General features: G+C 70.5%; 14 protein-coding genes. 6 read left to right on the top strand and 8 right to left on the bottom strand.

All coding sequences use genetic code 11. The features are described from left to right. Positions 1-346 precede the first annotated feature (346 nt). The 5 genes from ACIRP2_RS12345 to ACIRP2_RS12325 form a co-directional block, all read right to left on the bottom strand. Positions 347-1,585 carry a styrene monooxygenase/indole monooxygenase family protein gene (locus tag ACIRP2_RS12345; protein WP_404249101.1) on the bottom strand — a complete coding sequence of 413 codons (1,239 nt, stop codon included), beginning with the start codon at positions 1,583-1,585 and terminating at the stop codon, positions 347-349. Positions 1,586-1,920: 335 nt separating this feature from the next. After that, positions 1,921-2,571 carry a GTP-binding protein gene (locus tag ACIRP2_RS12340; RefSeq protein ID WP_404249099.1) on the bottom strand — a complete coding sequence of 217 codons (651 nt, stop codon included), beginning with the start codon at positions 2,569-2,571 and terminating at the stop codon, positions 1,921-1,923. After that, on the bottom strand, positions 2,552-2,965 hold the full coding sequence (locus ACIRP2_RS12335; protein WP_351077864.1) for a DUF742 domain-containing protein: 414 nt from the start codon (positions 2,963-2,965) through the stop codon (positions 2,552-2,554). Before ACIRP2_RS12335 ends, ACIRP2_RS12340 begins: the two co-directional genes overlap by 20 nt. Further along, entirely contained in the window at positions 2,962-3,441 is a 480-nt protein-coding gene (locus tag ACIRP2_RS12330; protein WP_376272056.1) for a roadblock/LC7 domain-containing protein, read from the bottom strand. The genes ACIRP2_RS12335 and ACIRP2_RS12330 overlap by 4 nt, the downstream gene beginning before the upstream one ends. Beyond that, the gene (locus ACIRP2_RS12325; RefSeq protein ID WP_404249096.1) at positions 3,438-6,359 is read right to left on the bottom strand and encodes a nitrate- and nitrite sensing domain-containing protein; all 2,922 of its coding nucleotides are present in this window, start codon (positions 6,357-6,359) and stop codon (positions 3,438-3,440) included. Before ACIRP2_RS12325 ends, ACIRP2_RS12330 begins: the two co-directional genes overlap by 4 nt. 364 nt (positions 6,360-6,723) lie before the next feature. On the opposite strand from ACIRP2_RS12325, the gene ACIRP2_RS12320 reads away from it, so the two are divergent. Beyond that, positions 6,724-7,509: a hypothetical protein gene (locus tag ACIRP2_RS12320; protein WP_404249094.1), complete on the top strand. Its 786-nt coding sequence runs from the start codon at positions 6,724-6,726 to the stop codon at positions 7,507-7,509. Between the two features lie 48 nt (positions 7,510-7,557). Here the strand turns inward: ACIRP2_RS12320 and ACIRP2_RS12315 are convergent, their stop codons facing one another. Continuing rightward, the gene (locus ACIRP2_RS12315; protein WP_391741761.1) at positions 7,558-8,055 is read right to left on the bottom strand and encodes a MarR family winged helix-turn-helix transcriptional regulator; all 498 of its coding nucleotides are present in this window, start codon (positions 8,053-8,055) and stop codon (positions 7,558-7,560) included. Positions 8,056-8,282: 227 nt separating this feature from the next. On the opposite strand from ACIRP2_RS12315, the gene ACIRP2_RS12310 reads away from it, so the two are divergent. Further along, entirely contained in the window at positions 8,283-9,140 is an 858-nt protein-coding gene (locus ACIRP2_RS12310; RefSeq protein WP_404249092.1) for a lysozyme, read from the top strand. 226 nt (positions 9,141-9,366) lie between these two features. Next, positions 9,367-10,125, top strand: coding sequence for a polysaccharide deacetylase family protein (locus tag ACIRP2_RS12305; protein WP_404249486.1), 759 nt, complete (start codon positions 9,367-9,369; stop codon positions 10,123-10,125). Positions 10,126-10,358: 233 nt separating this feature from the next. Here the strand turns inward: ACIRP2_RS12305 and lon are convergent, their stop codons facing one another. Beyond that, positions 10,359-12,791 (bottom strand): endopeptidase La, encoded by a 2,433-nt coding sequence (gene lon / locus ACIRP2_RS12300; protein ID WP_404249090.1) that lies wholly within the window; start codon positions 12,789-12,791, stop codon positions 10,359-10,361. Between the two features lie 199 nt (positions 12,792-12,990). Further along, on the bottom strand, positions 12,991-13,845 hold the full coding sequence (locus tag ACIRP2_RS12295; protein WP_404249088.1) for a rhomboid-like protein: 855 nt from the start codon (positions 13,843-13,845) through the stop codon (positions 12,991-12,993). 330 nt (positions 13,846-14,175) lie between these two features. Between ACIRP2_RS12295 and ACIRP2_RS12290 the strand changes: the two genes are divergently transcribed. From ACIRP2_RS12290 to ACIRP2_RS12280, 3 genes are all read left to right on the top strand, one after another. Further along, positions 14,176-14,871 carry a spermidine synthase gene (locus ACIRP2_RS12290; RefSeq protein WP_404249086.1) on the top strand — a complete coding sequence of 232 codons (696 nt, stop codon included), beginning with the start codon at positions 14,176-14,178 and terminating at the stop codon, positions 14,869-14,871. A gap of 220 nt (positions 14,872-15,091) precedes the next feature. Beyond that, positions 15,092-15,829, top strand: coding sequence for a response regulator transcription factor (locus ACIRP2_RS12285; RefSeq protein ID WP_014154105.1), 738 nt, complete (start codon positions 15,092-15,094; stop codon positions 15,827-15,829). Further along, complete coding sequence (locus tag ACIRP2_RS12280) at positions 15,826-16,902, top strand: ATP-binding protein (RefSeq protein WP_404249084.1); 1,077 nt, start codon at positions 15,826-15,828, stop codon at positions 16,900-16,902. Before ACIRP2_RS12285 ends, ACIRP2_RS12280 begins: the two co-directional genes overlap by 4 nt. Positions 16,903-17,153 lie beyond the last annotated feature (251 nt).

Below are 17,153 nucleotides of genomic sequence, written 5' to 3'. Positions count from 1 at the left end.
TTCCCAAGCTCAGCGCTCGGAAGTGCCGACCGAGCGAACTCGCGGCCTCATCCGTGGGTGTTCGCAGCCGTTCAGCCTTCTTGCGGACGGCTCACGGGCCCGGCCCACGGACGACCGTGAACCAGGGCGACGAACAGGTCCGTGCAGATGTGGAAAGCGGCTTGCATCCGGCATGTTTGCTCTAGCCGTGCGACCGGCGCAGCCGGGGAGCGCCTGAGGGAGGCAGGAAGGAGCCGCCGCCGCTTGCCGGCCGAGCTCTCCCGTCGGGCCGTCCGTGGGCCGTCGCAGGACGGCCCACGGACACCGACGCTCCCCGACGTCGACCGCTGCTTCGCGGGTCGGACGGTTACGCGGCGCCCGACACCTCGGCCAGGTACGCGTTGGTCTTCTCCGGGTCGAAGAAGAAGTTCTCGAAGTCCGCCGGGTTGTTGAAGCCGTTGGCGAAGCGGTCGGCGACCGGCTGGATCTGGCCGGCGGCGCCGATCAGGTTCAGCACGTGCTCCGGCGGGGCGCCGAGCATCGCGTTGGTCCACTTCACGACGTGCTGCGTGTTCTCCCAGTGCCGGTCGAACGTGGCCTGCATCCACTCGGCGTCGAACTCGCGGTCACCGTGCTCGATGATCGAGTTCAGGTAGGAGTTCGCGCACTTGGAGGCCGTGTTGGAGCCCTGGCCGGTGACCGGGTCGTTGGCGACGACCACGTCCCCCACGCCGAGGACCAGCCCGCCGCCGGGCAGTCGGCCGATCGGCTTGCGGACGGTCGGGGCGTAACGGCCCGCCAGGGTGCCGTTGGCGTCGGTCAGTTCGACCTTGGTGGCACGGGCGTACTCCCAGGGCAGGAAACGCTCCATGAGCTCCAGCGTCATGGCGAGGTGCTCGGAGGGGTCCTTGATGCCCTGGAACACGTCGAGCGGACCGCCCGGAATGCCTTCCCAGAACAGGATGTCGGCGCGGCCGGACGTGGTCAGGGTCGGCATCACGAAGAGCTCGCCGACGCCGGGGACCAGGTTGCAGCGGACCGCGTCGAACTCGGGGTGCTCGGGGCGCGGGCCCATGCCGTGGACGTACGCGACGGCCAGGGCGCGCTGCGGGGCGTCGAACGGCGAACGGGACGCGTCCCGGCCGAACATGGAGACCAGTTCACCCTTGCCCGCGGAGACCATCACCAGGTCGTAGGTGCGGGAGAAGTAGTCCAGGTCCGAGACGGCGGCACCGTGGATGACGAGCTGTCCGCCGCGCTGAGCGAACGTCTCCATCCAGCCGGCCATCTTCACGCGCTGGTCGATGGACTGGGCGAAACCGTCCAGCTTGCCGACCCAGTCGATGGCGCGCGAGGAGTCCGGCGCGGCGACCGAGACGCCGAGGCCCTCGATGCGCGGGGCCTGGGACTCCCAGAAGTTGAGCTGGTAGTCGCGCTCGTACTGCAGCGCCGTGTGGAACATGCACTGCGTCGACATGACCCGGCCGGAACGGATCTCGTCGGCGGTCCGGTTGGACATGAGGGTGACTTCGTAGCCTCTGGACTGCAGTCCGAGGGCGAGCTGGAGACCGGACTGGCCGGCTCCGACTATGAGTATCTTCCGCATCGCGGTTCTCCGTTACGTGTGACGTGCGAGCTGGGAGGGCGCTTCGGCGCGCTCCCAGGGCCTCTCGATTGGATCATGCCGGGCTCGCGTGCCCTGCTCGCCGGTCCGGCCCGATCCGAACGAAAGGCCCTGGGACGTGACTTCGGACCGGCGTCGTTCGACCGGAGGCCGTGCGGCAGACGGCAGCTCGAAGACGCAGCCCAAGGACTGTCCCGCAATCCCTGGTGGATCAGCGCGCGGCGTCGGAAGCGGTGCATCGCAAGGCGGACGTCCCGACAACGCGGCGAGGTGCCGCAGCCGACGCCGCGCGCCCGCCGGGGATCACGGGACAGCCCTTAGGCCGGGGTGGCGTCGAGAGCGTGGCCCACGAGGGCCAGCAGCGACTCGACGACAGTGATCCTGTTACGCGCGTCCATGATCACAATTGGTACGTGCGGAGGTACGGTCAGGGCCTCCCGGACGTCCTCGGCCTCGTACCCCGGCGTGCCCTCGAAGTGGTTGACGGCGACGATGTACGGCAGTCCGCAGCTCTCGAAGTAGTCGAGCGCGGGGAAGCAGTCGGCGAGCCGGCGGGTGTCGGCGAGCACGACCGCGCCGATGGCGCCGCGCACCAGGTCGTCCCACATGAACCAGAAACGCTGCTGGCCCGGTGTGCCGAACACGTACAGCACGAGGTCGTCGTCGAGCGTGAGCCGGCCGAAGTCCATCGCGACGGTCGTGGTGACCTTGTCGGGCGTCGCGGTGAGATCGTCGGTCTCCTCGCTGGCCTGCGTCATCATCGCTTCGGTCTGCAGCGGAGTGATCTCGGAGACCGACCCCACGAAGGTCGTCTTGCCCACGCCGAACCCGCCCGCGACCACGATCTTCGTGGCGATGGGGGCCCTGGTGTGATCCAACTGCCAGGCCTGCAGCGATTCTTCGGCCTGATTCCTGGCCCCGGGCTGGCGCGGGGCGAAGAGTGGCGACTCAGAGACGGCGGAGTCCATTGAGCACCCTTTCGAGCAGTGCGCGGTCGGGCTGGCCGGTGCCGTGACCGGTCCCGTACACGCGGATCTTTCCCTGGTCGGCCAAGTCGCTGAGCAGTACCCGGACCACGCCGAGCGGCATCTTCAACAGGGCGGAGATCTCCGCGACCGTACGCATCCGGCGGCAGAGTTCGACGATGGCCTGGAGCTCCGGCATGACGCGGGTGGCCAGGTTGCCGTTGGTCAGTTCACGGCGTTCCTCGGGTGCTTCGAGCGCGGCGACGAACGTCTCGACGAGCAGGACGTGGCCGAAGCGGGTCCGGCCGCCGGTGAGGGAGTACGGGCGGACCCGTGCGGGCCTTCGGTCGGACCCGCGGACGGGCAGCCTGCGGGCGGGTTCAGCAGCGGACGTCACTGGGTGCTCTCCATCGATTTGCGCAGTTCACTGCGGAGTTCGGGGGTGAGTACGTGTCCGGCTCGGCCGACGAAGAGCGCCATGTGATACGCGATGACGCTCATGTCGCAGTCCGGGGTGGCGTGCACACCGAGGAGCGAGCCGTCGCTGATCGACATGACGAAGACGCTGCCCTCGTCCATGGCGACCATGGTCTGCTTGACGCCACCGCCGTCCATCAGCTTGGCCGCGCCGGAGGTGAGGCTGCCGATGCCGGACACGATGGTCGCCAGGTCGGCGCTGGAGCCCCTGGGACCGTCCTGCCGACCGGTGACGCGGGTGGTCTGGTGGCCGGGGTCGGAGGAGAGCAGCATCAGCCCGTCGGACGAGACGACGGTGACCGAGTGGACCCCTGGCACCTCCTCCACCAAATTACTGAGCAACCAGTGAAGGTTCCGGGCCTCGGTACTCAGCCCGAATGTGCTGGGCGCAGTCAACTGCGTGCCTCCTCGACTGTGTCCCCCGTCTCATCGGTTCGGTCGTCATTGCGGTCGGCCGGTTCACTGTGGTCGGGATGTGCGGGGTGTACGGCGGTTCCGGGGAACGGTTGGGTCGCCGTGCTCTCGGCGATTTCCGCCTCGACGTCCCGGCGGCCGTCCTTCGCGCCCTGATGGAAGCCGCCGAGCCGACGGCGCAGGGCCTCCTTGTCCAGGCTTCCCTTGCGCTCGGAGGCGGGTGCCGTGGCGGGCTTCACGACCTTGGGAGTGCGCTTGGGCAGCCCCTTGTCCGTGATGCGTCCCTGCTCCGGCTGCCGGGGGCCCGGCAGGGTGTCGGCGACGGGCGCGGGGGCGGTGTACGGCTCCGGGGCGGGCGCGGGGGCCGGTGCGGTGTGTGCCGCGGGAGCCGGGGCGGTACGGGGCTCCGCGGACTCGTCGACGGTGCGCTCGTGGCGGTCGGGGCCGATGGCGTACGGGTCCGGCGTCGTGGACTCGGGGCCGTCCGCAAATTCCGGCACCACCGGGAGCCGGACCTGCATCGTGGTCTCGGCCGCGGTCTCGGCGGGGGCCGGAGCGGGCGCGGCGTGCGCCGCCTGCCCGGACCCGGCCTCGGGCTCGGCGGCGGCTTCGGACTCGCGGATCGTCTGCTCGGCCGCGGCGATCAGCGGGTCGCCGGACAGGGCGAGCGTACGCGTCGGCAGGGCGTTGGAGTTGGACTCGGCGACCGAGCCCGGCAGGTTCAGCGCGGGCCCTTCCCCGGGTACCGTCACCGGCGGCGGCGTGGCGGCCGGGGGCGCCTTCGGCAGCAGGACCTTGGGCAGCACGACGACGGCCGTGACCCCGCTGCCCTTGTGGTCGCGCAGCTGGACCCGTACGCCGTGGCGCGCGGCCAGCAGCGAGGTGACCTGGAGGCCGAGTCCGGCCCCGGGCGCTCCCTTGTCGTCCGCCTCGCCCACGTCGAAGAGCGTCGGGTCGCCGAGCCGGGCGTTGAGCTCGCCCATTCGTTCGGCCGACATCCCGATGCCCTCGTCCTGGACGGAGAGCATCACCTCGCCGGTCTCCAGCAGCCATCCGGAGAGCTGGACAGGGGAGTCCGGCGGCGAGAAGGAGGTGGCGTTCTCCAGGAGTTCGGCGATGAGGTGACTGAGGTCGTCGGCGGCGAAACCGGCGATCTGGGCGTGCGGCGGCAGGGACTGGATGGTGACCCGTTCGTACCGCTCGATCTCGGAGACGGCCGCGCGCGCCACGTCGACCAGCGGGATCGGACCCGCGTGCCCGTGTCCGTGCTCGGCGCCCGCGAGCACCAGCATGTTCTCGCTGTGCCGGCGCATGACCGTGGCCATGTGGTCGAGCTTGAAGAGGGTGGCCAGCCGCTCCGGATCGTGCTCCTTCTCCTCCAGGCTCTCGATGACGCCGAGCTGGCGCTCGACGAGGCCGAGGGTGCGCAGCGAGAGGTTGACGAAGGTGTGGTGGACCGTGTTCTTCAGCCGCTCCAACTGGGCGGTCAGGTCGGAGGTCAGGACCTGGAGCTCGGCGCGCTGGACGGTGAGGGCCTCGCGTCCGGCGATCAGCTCGGCACGCTCGGTCTGCAGGCTCTCGAAGCGGCCGTTGAACTGGTGGAGCAGTCCGTGCAGCTTGCCGTGCAGGGCGTTGATGGACCGCACGACCTGGGCGAACTCGTCGTTGCGGCCGGTGTAGCGGATCGGCTCGGCGTTGTCGGGCTCGGCGACGAGGCGGGCGGCACCGATCCGCAGGACGGCGAGCGGCTGGGTGAGCGTGCGGGCCACGGCGGTGGAGACGCCGACGGCGATCAGCAGACAGCCGCCGAGCAGCGCGATCCGCAGTTCGAGCGCGGTGACGTCGTCGTCGCGCAGTTGCTCCAGGCGCTGGACCTGCGCGGTGCCGAGGGCGGACTCGACACCCCGCATCCGGTCGATCCGGGCGGAGAGCGCCGCCGCGACCTTTTTGCTGTTGGTCTGCTGGTCGGATTCGGACAGCTCGGGGCGGTCGGTGAGGGAGTTGAGGTACTTGTCCGCGCTGTCGACCTCGGGGCCGGTGACGGTGGACGACAGCTTGTCGCGGGCCGTGGTGCCCGCGGCCTGGTCGAAGTCGGCGAGCGAGGCGAGTTCACCGACCCGGGCCTGCTGGGCGGCGGCGCTCAGCTCGTCACGGGTGCGGTCGTCCTTGCTGCTGCCCTGGTCCTGGGCCTGGACGGGCAGTCCGGTGATCGGGTCGATCTGCGGGGTCGTGACGGGACGGGGCACGGAGAGCGCGGCGAGCAGCAGCCCACGGGTGGCGGAGGCCTGCTCGGTGGCCCGGCCGAGCGCGAGCGGCGCGCGGGTGGCCCCGGCGGCGCGCGGCGGGGTCTTCTCGGCGAGCTCGTCGGCGAGGTCGTGGAGCTTGGCGATGACCTCGGAGTACGCCTGATGCGCCTGCAGCGCCGAGCCCTTGCCGCTGAGCGCGTCGCGACGCAGGGAGGGGATGGTCGAGAGATCGCGGCGCAGTGCGGCCGGGGCCGCGTCCCTGATCTCGTCCACCTGCTGATCGACGCGGGCGCTCCGGCTGCCGGAGCCGCCCTTGTCCTTCGCCGACGGGCCGGACTGCTCGTCACGGCCGGCCGCGATGTAGGCGGTGACCTCGTCACGCTCGTCCGCGAGGGCATGGGCGAGCGCGATGGCCTGCTGGTTCAGCTCAGCGAGAGTGACCAGCCGCTGCGACTCGTTCAGGTCCGAGGAAGCGCTGAGGGCCGCGGGCGCGCCCGCGGCGATGACGGTGATGCCGACCACCGCGACACCGGCGACCAGCCGGCTGCGTACGCGCACGGTGCGCCGGGTGCCCTCGCTCTCGGCGGGTACCGGTGGCGTCACCCCGGAACCGCTGTGCTTGCTGCCCTTGCTCCGAGGCCGCTTCTTCTGCACCGGTGCTCGCAATCTTGACTCGTCCGCCCTTGAAGCAGAGGTGACGCACGATCACATGTGAACGAGCACCCCGACCCCTGTACGGCTTCTGACCATTCCAGTGCTTTTGAGAGGGGGGCGCGCATCAACCACTCCGCCACCTGAACGAGTGAACATCACTCCGGAGTTGACGAACAAGTCTCCCCCCGAGGCGCGTCCGGCACACCTGGTGCTTCGGCTGGAACTTCCGCCCCGGCTTTGGCAGGATGCCCACCCGCACGCCGCCCGGAGCCATTCCTTCCGCTCCGAAGACCCGCCTGACCTGGTGGTACAGGCCAATTCTGATTCATGCAGGGCTCGTGAAGACATCGTGCAGACTGGCCGTATGCGCATCGAACTCGCCACCGCCGCCGGCAGCCCCGACCGCCCGAACGAGGACTGGGCCGCCACGACCGTCCCCGCTTCGGGCCAGGGCGGGGCGCTGGTCCTGCTCGACGGGGTGACCCCACCGAGGGGTGACGACGGTTGTGTGCACTCGGTGCCCTGGTTCACCGCACGACTGGGTGGCGCACTGGTGGAACTGTCCGGTTCGCGGCGGGATCTGACCCTCCAGGAGATCCTGGCCGAGTCCATTCGGCGCACCGCCGACACGCATCGCTCCCTGTGTGACCTTTCTCACGTGCGGACACCGCAGGCGACGGTCGTCATGGCGCGCTGGGACGAACGCGAGATCGAGCACCTCGTACTGTCCGATTCCGTACTGCTGATCGAGGCTCCCGACGGAAGCGTGCGCCCCCTGCTCGACGACCGGCTGGACCACCTGCCACCGGGCACGCTCGCCAGCGAGGCGATCGCCGACGCACGGGCACGGAACAAGGAGGGCGGCTTCTTCACCGCCGCCGCGGATCCGTCCGTGGCGGCCCGTGCGGTCACCGGGCGCACCCCCGCCGACCGGGTGCGGGCGCTCGCCGCGCTGACCGACGGGGCGGCCCGCTGGACCGAGATGTTCCGCGAAGGCGACTGGGCGGACTGCATCGGGGTGCTCCACAAGGAGGGGACGCAGGGGCTGATCGACCGCGTCCGGGCCCTGGAGGACGCGGACACGGAGCGCACGCGCCTGCGCCGCAGCAAGACCCATGACGACGCGACGGCGGTCTACGCGGTGCTGTGAGCCGCACCGGGACGGGGACGTGCCGCGGGGAGCGGGCCGGCGCGGACGTCAGCCCTCGGCGCGGGCGTTCAGGTGATGCAACAGCCGGGCCAGTTCGGCCACCTCGGCCCGGTCCCAGTCTGCGAGCTTGCGCACATAGCGCTCGCGGCGGGCGTCGCGGACGCTGCGGTAGCGGGCGAGCCCCTCGGCGGTGAGGTGGACGAGATGGGCGCGGCCGTCGGCCGGGTCGGGCTCGCGCGCCACCAGTCCGAGGTCCTCCAGGGCGCGGAGTTGACGGCTCATGGTCGCCTTGCCGACGCCGAAGTAGGCGGCCAGATCGGTGGCCCGTTGCCGTCCGGCCGACTCCAGCCGGACGAGAAGTCCGTACGCGGCGGCCTCCAGTTCGGGATGCACCTCGCGCGCCATCTCCCCGGAGTTGGCCCGTGCCCGCCGCAGGAAGACGGCCAACTCCCGCTCCAGGGCCAGGAATGCGTGGTCCACACCACTTTCTCCGGTCGCGCCGGGTTCACTACCGCTTTCGCTCCCGTGCACGTCAACACCCCTCATGAGCTTTCCTGCCGCTGAAAGTTTCTTTCGCCGCTGGTCATCGCCGCAGCTTGGCCAGTATTTCGCAGGCGTAGACCAACGGCGGCGCCCAGGCCCCCTTTCGCAGCACAGGTCTACGTGCGTAGCGTCATGCATGGCATGTCCACACCATGACATGCCGACAGGGGTGCGCCCGGCGTCCCCCTGGGATCAGCGCGTCCCCCCACCAAGGCCTCGGAGGCACTCACATGCCGGTGCTCAGATCCGGATCCGGAACGTCCCGCCGCTCGCGCTTCGCGGCGGCCGGAACCCTGCTCGCAGCCCTTTCCCTCCTCCTCACCCTGCCCGGCGCGGCGAGCGCCGCGGACGCCCACGACTCCGCCGCCGCGGCCAAGAAGCCCGCACGGGGCACGGCTACCATGGGCATGGGTGTCGCCGCCCACGACGGCCAGGGCGGACTGCCGCGCAACACCCTCGCCGCCCAGACCGAAGGCGTGGACGTCGCCAGCTACCAGGGCAACGTCGACTGGCCCACCCTCTGGAACAGCGGTGTGAAGTGGGCCTACACCAAGGCCACCGAGGGCACTTACTACACGAACCCGTACTTCGCCCAGCAGTACAACGGCTCGTACAACGTCGGCATGATCCGGGGTTCGTACCACTTCGCCACCCCGAACACCACGAGCGGCGCCGTCCAGGCCAACTACTTCGTGGACCACGGGGGCGGCTGGTCCAAGGACGGCAAGACCCTTCCGGGCGCGCTCGACATCGAGTGGAACCCGTACGGCGACCAGTGCTACGGCCTGAGCCAGGCCGCCATGGTGTCGTGGATCCGTGACTTCGTGAACACCTACAGGGCGCGCACCGGACGCGACGCGGTCATCTACACCGCGACCAGCTGGTGGCAGACCTGCACCGGGAACAACGCGAGCTTCGGGACCACCAACCCGCTGTGGGTGGCCCGGTACAACAGCACGGTCGGCGAACTCCCGGCCGGCTGGGGCTACTACACGATGTGGCAGTACACCTCGTCCGGCCCCTACGTCGGCGACCACAGCCACTTCAACGGCGCGCTCGACCGCGTACAGGCCCTCGCCAACGGCTGAGCCGGCCCGCCGCTGCCGCGCGGCACACCGCTTCGCACGACCGAGCCCCCGGTGACCCACCCAGCCACCGGGGGCTCCACCCTGTTCGCTCCCATGACCAGGCCGTTCGGCCTCCGCGCAGGCACCGGACACCCCTATAAATCCGGTGTATACGCCGTGTGTATAGTCCTTCTCCGCCGCACATCGCGTGCTCTGTTCAGCCACGGAGGAGTGACCCGCCTTGCCCATGAAGACGAAGTCGATCGGTGCGGGGTTGGCCGCTGCCCTGGTGACGGCACTCACCCTGACGCTGAGCGGCTGCTCCATGCAGACCACCGCACCGGCCTCGGCACGTGGAGACGCGGGCTCCGACGCCAAGGGCTCCTTCGGTCCGGTGGACTGCCGCAAGGCCAAGTGCATTGCCCTGACCTTCGACGCGGGACCCAGCGAGGACACCCCGCACCTGCTGGACATCCTCAAGGAGAAGAAGGTGCACGCGACCTTCTTCCTGCTGGGCAAGAACCACGTCAAGAAGCACCCCGACACCGTGCGCAGGCTCGCGGCCGAGGGGCACGAGGTGGCCAACCACACCTGGTCCCACGCGATCCTGACGGACAAGAAGCCCGCCGAGATACGCGCCGAGCTGGAGAAGGCGCAGGACGCGATAGCGGAGATCACCGGCAAGAAGCCGCGGCTGATGCGCCCGCCGCAGGGCCGCACCGACGACACCGTCTCGGGGATCAGCGAGGACCTGGGGCTCTCCCAGATCCTGTGGAGCGCCACCGCCAAGGACTACTCCACCACCGATTCGGCGCTGATCGAGAAGCGCATCCTGGACCAGGCGAGCAAGGACGGCATCATCCTGCTGCACGACATCTACAAGGGGACGGTGCCCGCGGTGCCGGGCATCATCGACGCGCTGAAGAAGCAGGGCTACACCTTTGTCACCGTCCCGCAGCTGATGGCGCCCGCCGAGCCCGTCCCGGGGACGATCTACCGCCCCTGAGCCCGGCTCGCCGGCGACGAGGCCCACCGGCCGCACCCGCACCGGTGCCCGTACCGGCGTCCGCCGCCGGGGAAGTCGCCGGGCCGTCGCGGCCTTCGGTGCCCCGCTCGCCGTGCGGTCCTTCGTGGGCCGACCCGCCGTCCCACGTGGAACGGCCCGCCCACCCGTTGCCGGGGAGGCGGGCCGTCCGTACCGGTCGCGCACGTGGTGCCACGTCCGTCACGCCGTGGCGGCTACGCCGCGGCCGGGATCCTCTCCTCGGGCCGGGCCGCCGAGACCGGCGCGAGGGCGATCTCCAGCACCTGGCGGACGTCCGTCACCGGGTGGACCTCCAGGGTGTCCAGGACCTCGGCCGGAACATCGTCCAGGTCGGCCTCGTTCCGCTTCGGGATCACCACGGTGGTGATCCCGGCCCGGTGCGCGGCCAGCAGCTTCTGCTTCAGGCCGCCGATCGGCAGCACCCGTCCGGTCAGCGAGACCTCACCGGTCATCGCCACATCCGTACGGACCAGTCGTCCGGAGAGCAGCGAGGCCAGTGCCGTCGTCATCGTGACACCCGCGCTCGGGCCGTCCTTGGGGACCGCGCCCGCGGGGAAGTGGATGTGCACTCCGCGGTCCTTCAGGTCCGCGACCGGCAGTTCCAGTTCCGCGCCGTGCGACCGCAGGAAGCTCAGCGCGATCTGCGCGGACTCCTTCATCACGTCGCCGAGCTGGCCGGTCAGGGTCAGTCCGGAGGCCCCGGTCTCCGGGTCGGCCAACGACGCCTCCACGAACAGCACGTCGCCGCCCGCTCCGGTCACCGCGAGCCCGGTGGCCACGCCCGGCACCGAGGTCCGGCGCTCGGCCGGGTCCTGGGCGGACTCCGGGACGTGGTGCGGCCGTCCGATCAGGCCGCGCAGATCCGCTTCGGTGACCGTGAACGGAAGCTCCCGGTCGCCCAGTTCGTGCTGGGCCGCGACCTTGCGGAGCAGCCGGGCGACGGCCCGCTCCAGGTTCCGTACGCCCGCTTCACGGGTGTACTCACCGGCCAGCTTGCGCAGCGCGGACTCGTCGAGCGTCACCTCGTCCTTCTCCAGACCGGCCCGCTCCAGCTGGCGCGGGAGCAGGTGGTCGCGGGCGATGACGACCTTCTCGTCCTCGGTGTAGCCGTCGAGCCGGACCAGTTCCATCCGGTCCAGCAGCGCCTCCGGGATGGCTTCGAGCACGTTGGCCGTGGCCAGGAACACGACGTCGCTGAGGTCGAGTTCGACCTCCAGGTAGTGGTCGCGGAAGGTGTGGTTCTGGGCCGGGTCGAGGACTTCGAGGAGGGCGGCGGCCGGGTCGCCCCGGAAGTCCGAGCCGACCTTGTCGATCTCGTCGAGCAGGACGACCGGGTTCATCGAGCCGGCCTCCTTGACGGCCCGCACGATGCGTCCCGGCAGGGCGCCGACGTAGGTACGCCGGTGGCCGCGGATCTCCGCCTCGTCCCGCACACCGCCGAGCGCGACGCGGACGAACTTGCGTCCCATGGCATGCGCGACGGACTCGCCGAGCGAGGTCTTGCCCACGCCCGGAGGACCCACCAGTGCCAGCACGGCACCGCCGCGCCGTCCGCCGACGACGCCGAGGCCGCGGTCGGAACGCCGCTTGCGGACCGCCAGGTACTCGGTGATCCGCTCCTTCACGTCCTGCAGCCCGGAGTGCTCGGCGTCGAGGATCTCCTGGGCGCCCCGGATGTCGTACGCGTCCTCGGTCCGTTCCGTCCAGGGCAGTTCGAGGACGGTGTCGAGCCAGGTCCTGATCCAGGAGCCCTCGGGGCTCTGGTCGGAGGAACGTTCCAGCTTGTCGACCTCCTTGAGCGCCGCCTCGCGGACGTGCTCGGGAAGGTCGGCGGCCTCGACGCGGGCCCGGTAGTCGTCGGACTCGTCTGCGCCGGAGCCAGGACCCCCGTTGAGATCGGCGAGCTCCTTGCGTACGGCTTCGAGCTGGCGCCGCAGCAGGAATTCGCGCTGCTGCTTGTCGACGCCCTCCTGGACGTCCTTGGCGATGGACTCGGCGACGTCCTGCTCGGCGAGGTGCTCGCCGAGCCACTGGATGGCGAGCTTGAGCCGGGCGACCGCGTCCACGGTCTCCAGGAGCTGCACCTTCTGGGCAGTGGTGAGGAAGGGTGAGTATCCGGAATTGTCGGCGAGCGCGGAGATGTCCTCGATCTGCTGGACCCGGTCCACGACCTGCCAGGCCCCGCGCTTCTTCAGCCAGCTGGTGGCGAGTGCCTTGTACTCCTTGACCAGCTCGGCGGCGGCTCCGGGGAGCGGGTCGGGGACGACCGCGTCGACCCTGGTCCCCTCCACCCAGAGCGCGGCCCCCGGTCCACTGGTCCCGGCCCCGATCCGTACCCGGCCACGGCCGCGGATGAGCGCGCCCGGATCTCCGTCCGAAAGCCGTCCGACCTGCTCGACGGTGCCGATGACACCGGTGCCGGTGTACGTCCCGTCGATCCGCGGCACCAGGAGCACCTCGGGCTTGCCGCCGCCCTCGCGGGCCGCGGCCTGCGCGGCCTCCACGGCGGCGCGCACATCGGTGTCGGACAGGTCCAGAGGCACCACCATCCCGGGCAGCACGACCTCGTCGTCGAGCGGCAGCACGGGCAGGGCGAGCGGAGTGACCGCATTGGACTCGGTAGCCATGATCTCCCCTTCGGCAGTCAAGTTGAGCTATGCAGACTCAATGCTCCTGAGCCGCCCATTGTTCCCCGAGGCGTGTTCGCTGTGAGCGATCACCGACGTACCCGCCGCACACGGATCCGGCCCGACCCGTACGTGGTGAACCCCGCGCGCCTCCGCTTCAGTCCCACGGGAGGTCGTCGACAGCTCCGTCGGCACCTGCTCATCGACGATCCGGCGCCCTGGCCCGCAGCCGAACACCCCGCGGCGCACGGCGAGAAGGCCCCGCGCCCCTGGTCACCACGCCCCGGGCCGCGACGACCCGGCGCAACAGCGGCCAGCAGGCCACGCCCAGCAGCAGCGCCAGCGGATGCCCCCAGTCGGCGAGGGGGCTGCTCAGCTCGAACAGATCGTGCAGCAGCATCGCGCCGACGCCGCCGAGCACCACAACCCGCGGCCACGGCACGAGCAGCCCGGCGAGGGCTCCCACGCTCGCCATCAGCCCGAAGCTGATGCCGTAGTCGAGCCGGTGCAGCGAGGACTCCGGCAGGTGACCGGCCACCACGGACAGCCCGACCGGGATCTCCGTGGCGAGCGTCGCCACGACATGGCCGAGCAGGAACACCCCGGCGGTGCGCCACCCCCCGATGCGGCGCTCCAGGGCGGTCAGCACGAGGGCGAAGCCGACGACGTACGGCGAGGTGAGCCCTCCGACGACCCAGAGGGCGCTGGCGACCAGGACGAGCAGCGGGGTCTCACCGAGATGTGCGACATCCGTGCTCGATTCGCGCAGGACGGCGGAGACGGTGTCCTGGTCGGCGAACTCCATGAAGAGGGACGTACCGACGAGCACCAGCAGATAACCGAAGGTGAACGGGGTACCGGTGGGTGTCGGCAGCAGCCGCAGCAGGCGGCGCGCCCTGCGCGCCTCGCGTGCCTCGCTTGCCTCGCGGCCCTTCGGGGCCTGCCGGGCCGGAGGAGGGGCGCTCTCCTCCTTGCGGCGCTGACGCGGTATGGCGCCGAGCGGCTGCGCCTCGTGGTGTTCCTCGCCGGCCACTCTGTCCGTACCCTGATGCACCGCGCGAGGCCCCTTTCCGTACAAGCCCCCCAAAACAACTTCCTACCCTCCGCGATCCTTCCCCACGTCGTCCATGGCGTGAGCCACACAAGGTGGCCGAAAATGGGTGATCGCTTCGCACCGGGCGTCGATCACGCCGTTCTGCCGTCCTCTTATATGCGCTTACGCTCCCCGAGGGGCGTGTTCCTCGACAGCGCAGCCCCGCGGCCCGGGACGGCGCCCCGCCGGCGCGCACCTCCCGGCATGGGCCGGGCAATCCGCTGGCCGCCGACCGCGCCGACCGGACAGGATGGGGAGGACCGTGTCCGCCACGCACCGGAGATCCGCGCCATGCCCCACATCCACGGCCCCGACGCCCTCGCCCCCGTCACGCTCGACCGCCATGAAGGCCCGTACGGCGAGGTCGTGCTGCGGGAGCGGGGCGACGACTTCGAGATCATCGCCAACGGGTGCTTCCTGATGGACACCTCGGACGGGCGTTCCGAGCGGCTTCTGATCGACGCGGCGCTGGCCGCGCTGCCCGCCGAGCGGACGGCCCCGGCGGTACTCATCGGGGGTCTCGGGGTCGGCTTCTCCCTCGTCCGGGCCGCCGCCGAGCCGCGGTGGGGGCGGATCGCCGTCGTCGAACGGGAGCAGGCGATCGTGGACTGGCACCGGGAGGGACCACTGGCCGCGATCTCCGAGGCGGCGCTCGCCGATCCGCGGACCGCGATCCTGACGACGGACCTCGTCTCGTACCTGCACACGACTACGGAACGTTACGACGCTCTGTGCCTGGACATCGACAACGGACCGGACTGGACCGTCACCGAGGACAACCTCGGCCTGTACTCCCCCGCCGGACTGGCGGACTGCCGGGAACGGCTGACACCCGGCGGCGTTCTCGCAGTGTGGTCCGCACAACCGTCCGTCGAGTTCGAACAAGCTTTGCGGAATGCCGGATTCGGTGAGGTAAGAACCGAAGAGGTCAGTGTTGCCCGAGGTGTTCCGGACGTGGTTCATCTCGCACTTCGGACAGACCGATAGTCCCCACCGGGCGTCCACACCCCCCGAACGCCCGGGGCCAAGCGCCACAAGGCCGACACTCCGCCACTTTCATTGGGTCGAAGCCGTTACACCCTGCGTAGCCGAGAGCAGTCCGCTGCCTTTACGCTGCTGACCGGTGACGGGATCACCCATGACATCCACAAGCGAAGACCGCGTGTCCGGGGGAATGGCCCCCGTGAGAGCGGGCAGGGGCGGGGCGATGGAACAGACACACACCACCCACAACGGTGTCGCGGCCACCCCGGGCGCGCAGCGCCGGGTGCTGGTGGTCGAGGACGACGCCACGATCGTCGATGCCATTTCCGCCCGGCTGCGGGCCGAGGGCTTTCTGGTGCAGACCGCACTCGACGGGCCCGCGGCCGTGGACGCGGCCGAGGCGTGGCAGCCCGACCTGATGGTGCTCGACATCATGCTCCCCGGCTTCGACGGACTGGAGGTCTGCCGTCGCGTGCAGGCCCAGCGGCCGGTGCCGGTGCTGATGCTGACCGCCAGGGACGACGAGACCGACATGCTGGTCGGCCTCGGGGTCGGCGCCGACGACTACATGACCAAGCCGTTCTCGATGCGCGAGCTGGCGGCCCGGGTGCACGTCCTGCTGCGCCGGGTCGAGCGCGCGGCGCTGGCCGCGGTCACACCGCGCAGCGGCATACTGCGCCTCGGCGAGCTGGAGATCGATCACGCGCAGCGCCGGGTCCGGGTGCGCGCCGACGACGTCCACCTCACGCCGACCGAGTTCGACCTGCTGGTCTGCCTGGCCAACACGCCGCGCGCGGTGCTCTCCCGGGAGCAGCTGCTGGCCGAGGTCTGGGACTGGGCGGACGCCTCCGGCACCCGCACGGTCGACAGCCACATCAAGGCGCTGCGCCGGAAGATCGGTGCGGAGCGGATCCGTACCGTGCACGGTGTCGGCTACGCCCTGGAGACCCCTGCGCCATGACCCGGCCCGGTTCCGGACTGCGTCCCTTCTCGGTCAAGGCAAAGCTGGGCACCCTCGTGGTGGTGTCGGTGTTCATCACCACCGGGCTGCTGATGGTGGCCCTGCGCACCAGGACCGAGCTGCGCTTCATCACGGTGTTCTCGGTGATCGCGACCCTGTTGATCACCCAGTTCGTGGCACACGGCCTGACGGCACCGCTGGACGAGATGACGACCGTGGCCCGGTCCATCTCGCACGGCGACTACACCAGACGGGTGAGCGGCGCCGACCGGCGTGACGAGCTCGGCGACCTGGCCCAGACGATCAACCGCATGGCGGACGACCTGGAGGCCGTGGACCGGCACCGCAAGGAGCTGGTGGCCAATGTGTCGCACGAGCTGCGGACGCCCATCGCGGCGCTGAGGGCCGTACTGGAGAACGTCGTGGACGGGGTGTCCTCGGCCGATCCCGAGACGATGCGCACGGCGCTGAAGCAGACCGAGCGGCTCGGCAGGCTGGTGGAGACCCTGCTGGACCTGTCCCGCCTGGACAACGGGGTGGTCACGCTGAGGGCCCGCCGCTTCGAGGTGTGGCCGTATCTGTCGGGTGTGCTGAAGGAGGCGAATCTCGCCGCCTCGCACCGCCGGCTGCCCTCCGGCTCCGGGAACCACACCCGCACGGACGTGCATCTGCATCTGGACGTGTCGCCGCCCGAGCTGACCGCGCACGCGGACGCGGAACGGCTGCACCAGGTGGTGGCCAATCTGGTCGACAACGCTGTCAAGCACAGCCCGCCGCACGGCCGGGTCACGGTGCTGGCCCGGCGGGGCGCCGGGCCGGAGTCCCTGGCGCTGGAGGTCCTGGACGAGGGTCCGGGCATCCCGGAGTCGGAGCGGCACCGGGTCTTCGAGCGCTTCAACCGCGGCGAGGTGCCCTCCCCGCACGGTCCCGGCAGCGACGGCGGTACGGGGCTGGGCCTGGCGATCGCCCGCTGGGCGGTGGATCTGCACGGCGGACGGATCGGTGTGGCCGAATCCGCTCGCGGCTGCCGCATCCAGGTCACTCTTCCGGGGATCCCGCAACCGCGAGGTTGACATAGGGTTCGAACCGGAAGGGCACGTTCTGCGCGTTCCCTTCAATGGGTACGGTCCAAGGGGTCGTAGCCGCGGTCCCGCGTACCCGGAGTGAAGCGGAACCATGCTTGTTTCCCGCCATTTCCTGCGCCGAAACCCGCCTTCCGATGTGACTTGCACGACGAAGAGCGGCCCCGCCTGCATGGAACGGCTGGGGAGGCGTAGCCTTGATTTCCGCTGTCCATCACCTTGTGAAGCGGAAGAGGGCGGTT

Origin of the sequence: Streptomyces sp. NPDC101194 (genome assembly GCF_044767885.1) — a bacterium.
Classification (GTDB): Bacteria; Actinomycetota; Actinomycetes; order Streptomycetales; family Streptomycetaceae; genus Streptomyces.
The sequence above is the reverse complement of the archived record's forward strand: the minus strand, read 5'-3'. Positions and strand labels throughout refer to the sequence as shown.

Bases quoted from the DNA above. Each gene is read 5' to 3' on its own strand.
- ACIRP2_RS12285 (WP_014154105.1), top strand. From the start codon at position 15,092: ATGGAACAGACACACACCACCCACAACGGTGTCGCGGCCACCCCGGGC.
- ACIRP2_RS12315 (WP_391741761.1), bottom strand. From the start codon at position 8,055: ATGAGGGGTGTTGACGTGCACGGGAGCGAAAGCGGTAGTGAACCCGGC.
- ACIRP2_RS12310 (WP_404249092.1), top strand. From the start codon at position 8,283: ATGCCGGTGCTCAGATCCGGATCCGGAACGTCCCGCCGCTCGCGCTTC.
- lon (WP_404249090.1), bottom strand. From the start codon at position 12,791: ATGGCTACCGAGTCCAATGCGGTCACTCCGCTCGCCCTGCCCGTGCTG.
- ACIRP2_RS12290 (WP_404249086.1), top strand. From the start codon at position 14,176: ATGCCCCACATCCACGGCCCCGACGCCCTCGCCCCCGTCACGCTCGAC.
- ACIRP2_RS12305 (WP_404249486.1), top strand. From the start codon at position 9,367: ATGAAGACGAAGTCGATCGGTGCGGGGTTGGCCGCTGCCCTGGTGACG.
- ACIRP2_RS12340 (WP_404249099.1), bottom strand. From the start codon at position 2,571: ATGGACTCCGCCGTCTCTGAGTCGCCACTCTTCGCCCCGCGCCAGCCC.
- ACIRP2_RS12345 (WP_404249101.1), bottom strand. From the start codon at position 1,585: ATGCGGAAGATACTCATAGTCGGAGCCGGCCAGTCCGGTCTCCAGCTC.
- ACIRP2_RS12280 (WP_404249084.1), top strand. From the start codon at position 15,826: ATGACCCGGCCCGGTTCCGGACTGCGTCCCTTCTCGGTCAAGGCAAAG.
- ACIRP2_RS12320 (WP_404249094.1), top strand. From the start codon at position 6,724: ATGCGCATCGAACTCGCCACCGCCGCCGGCAGCCCCGACCGCCCGAAC.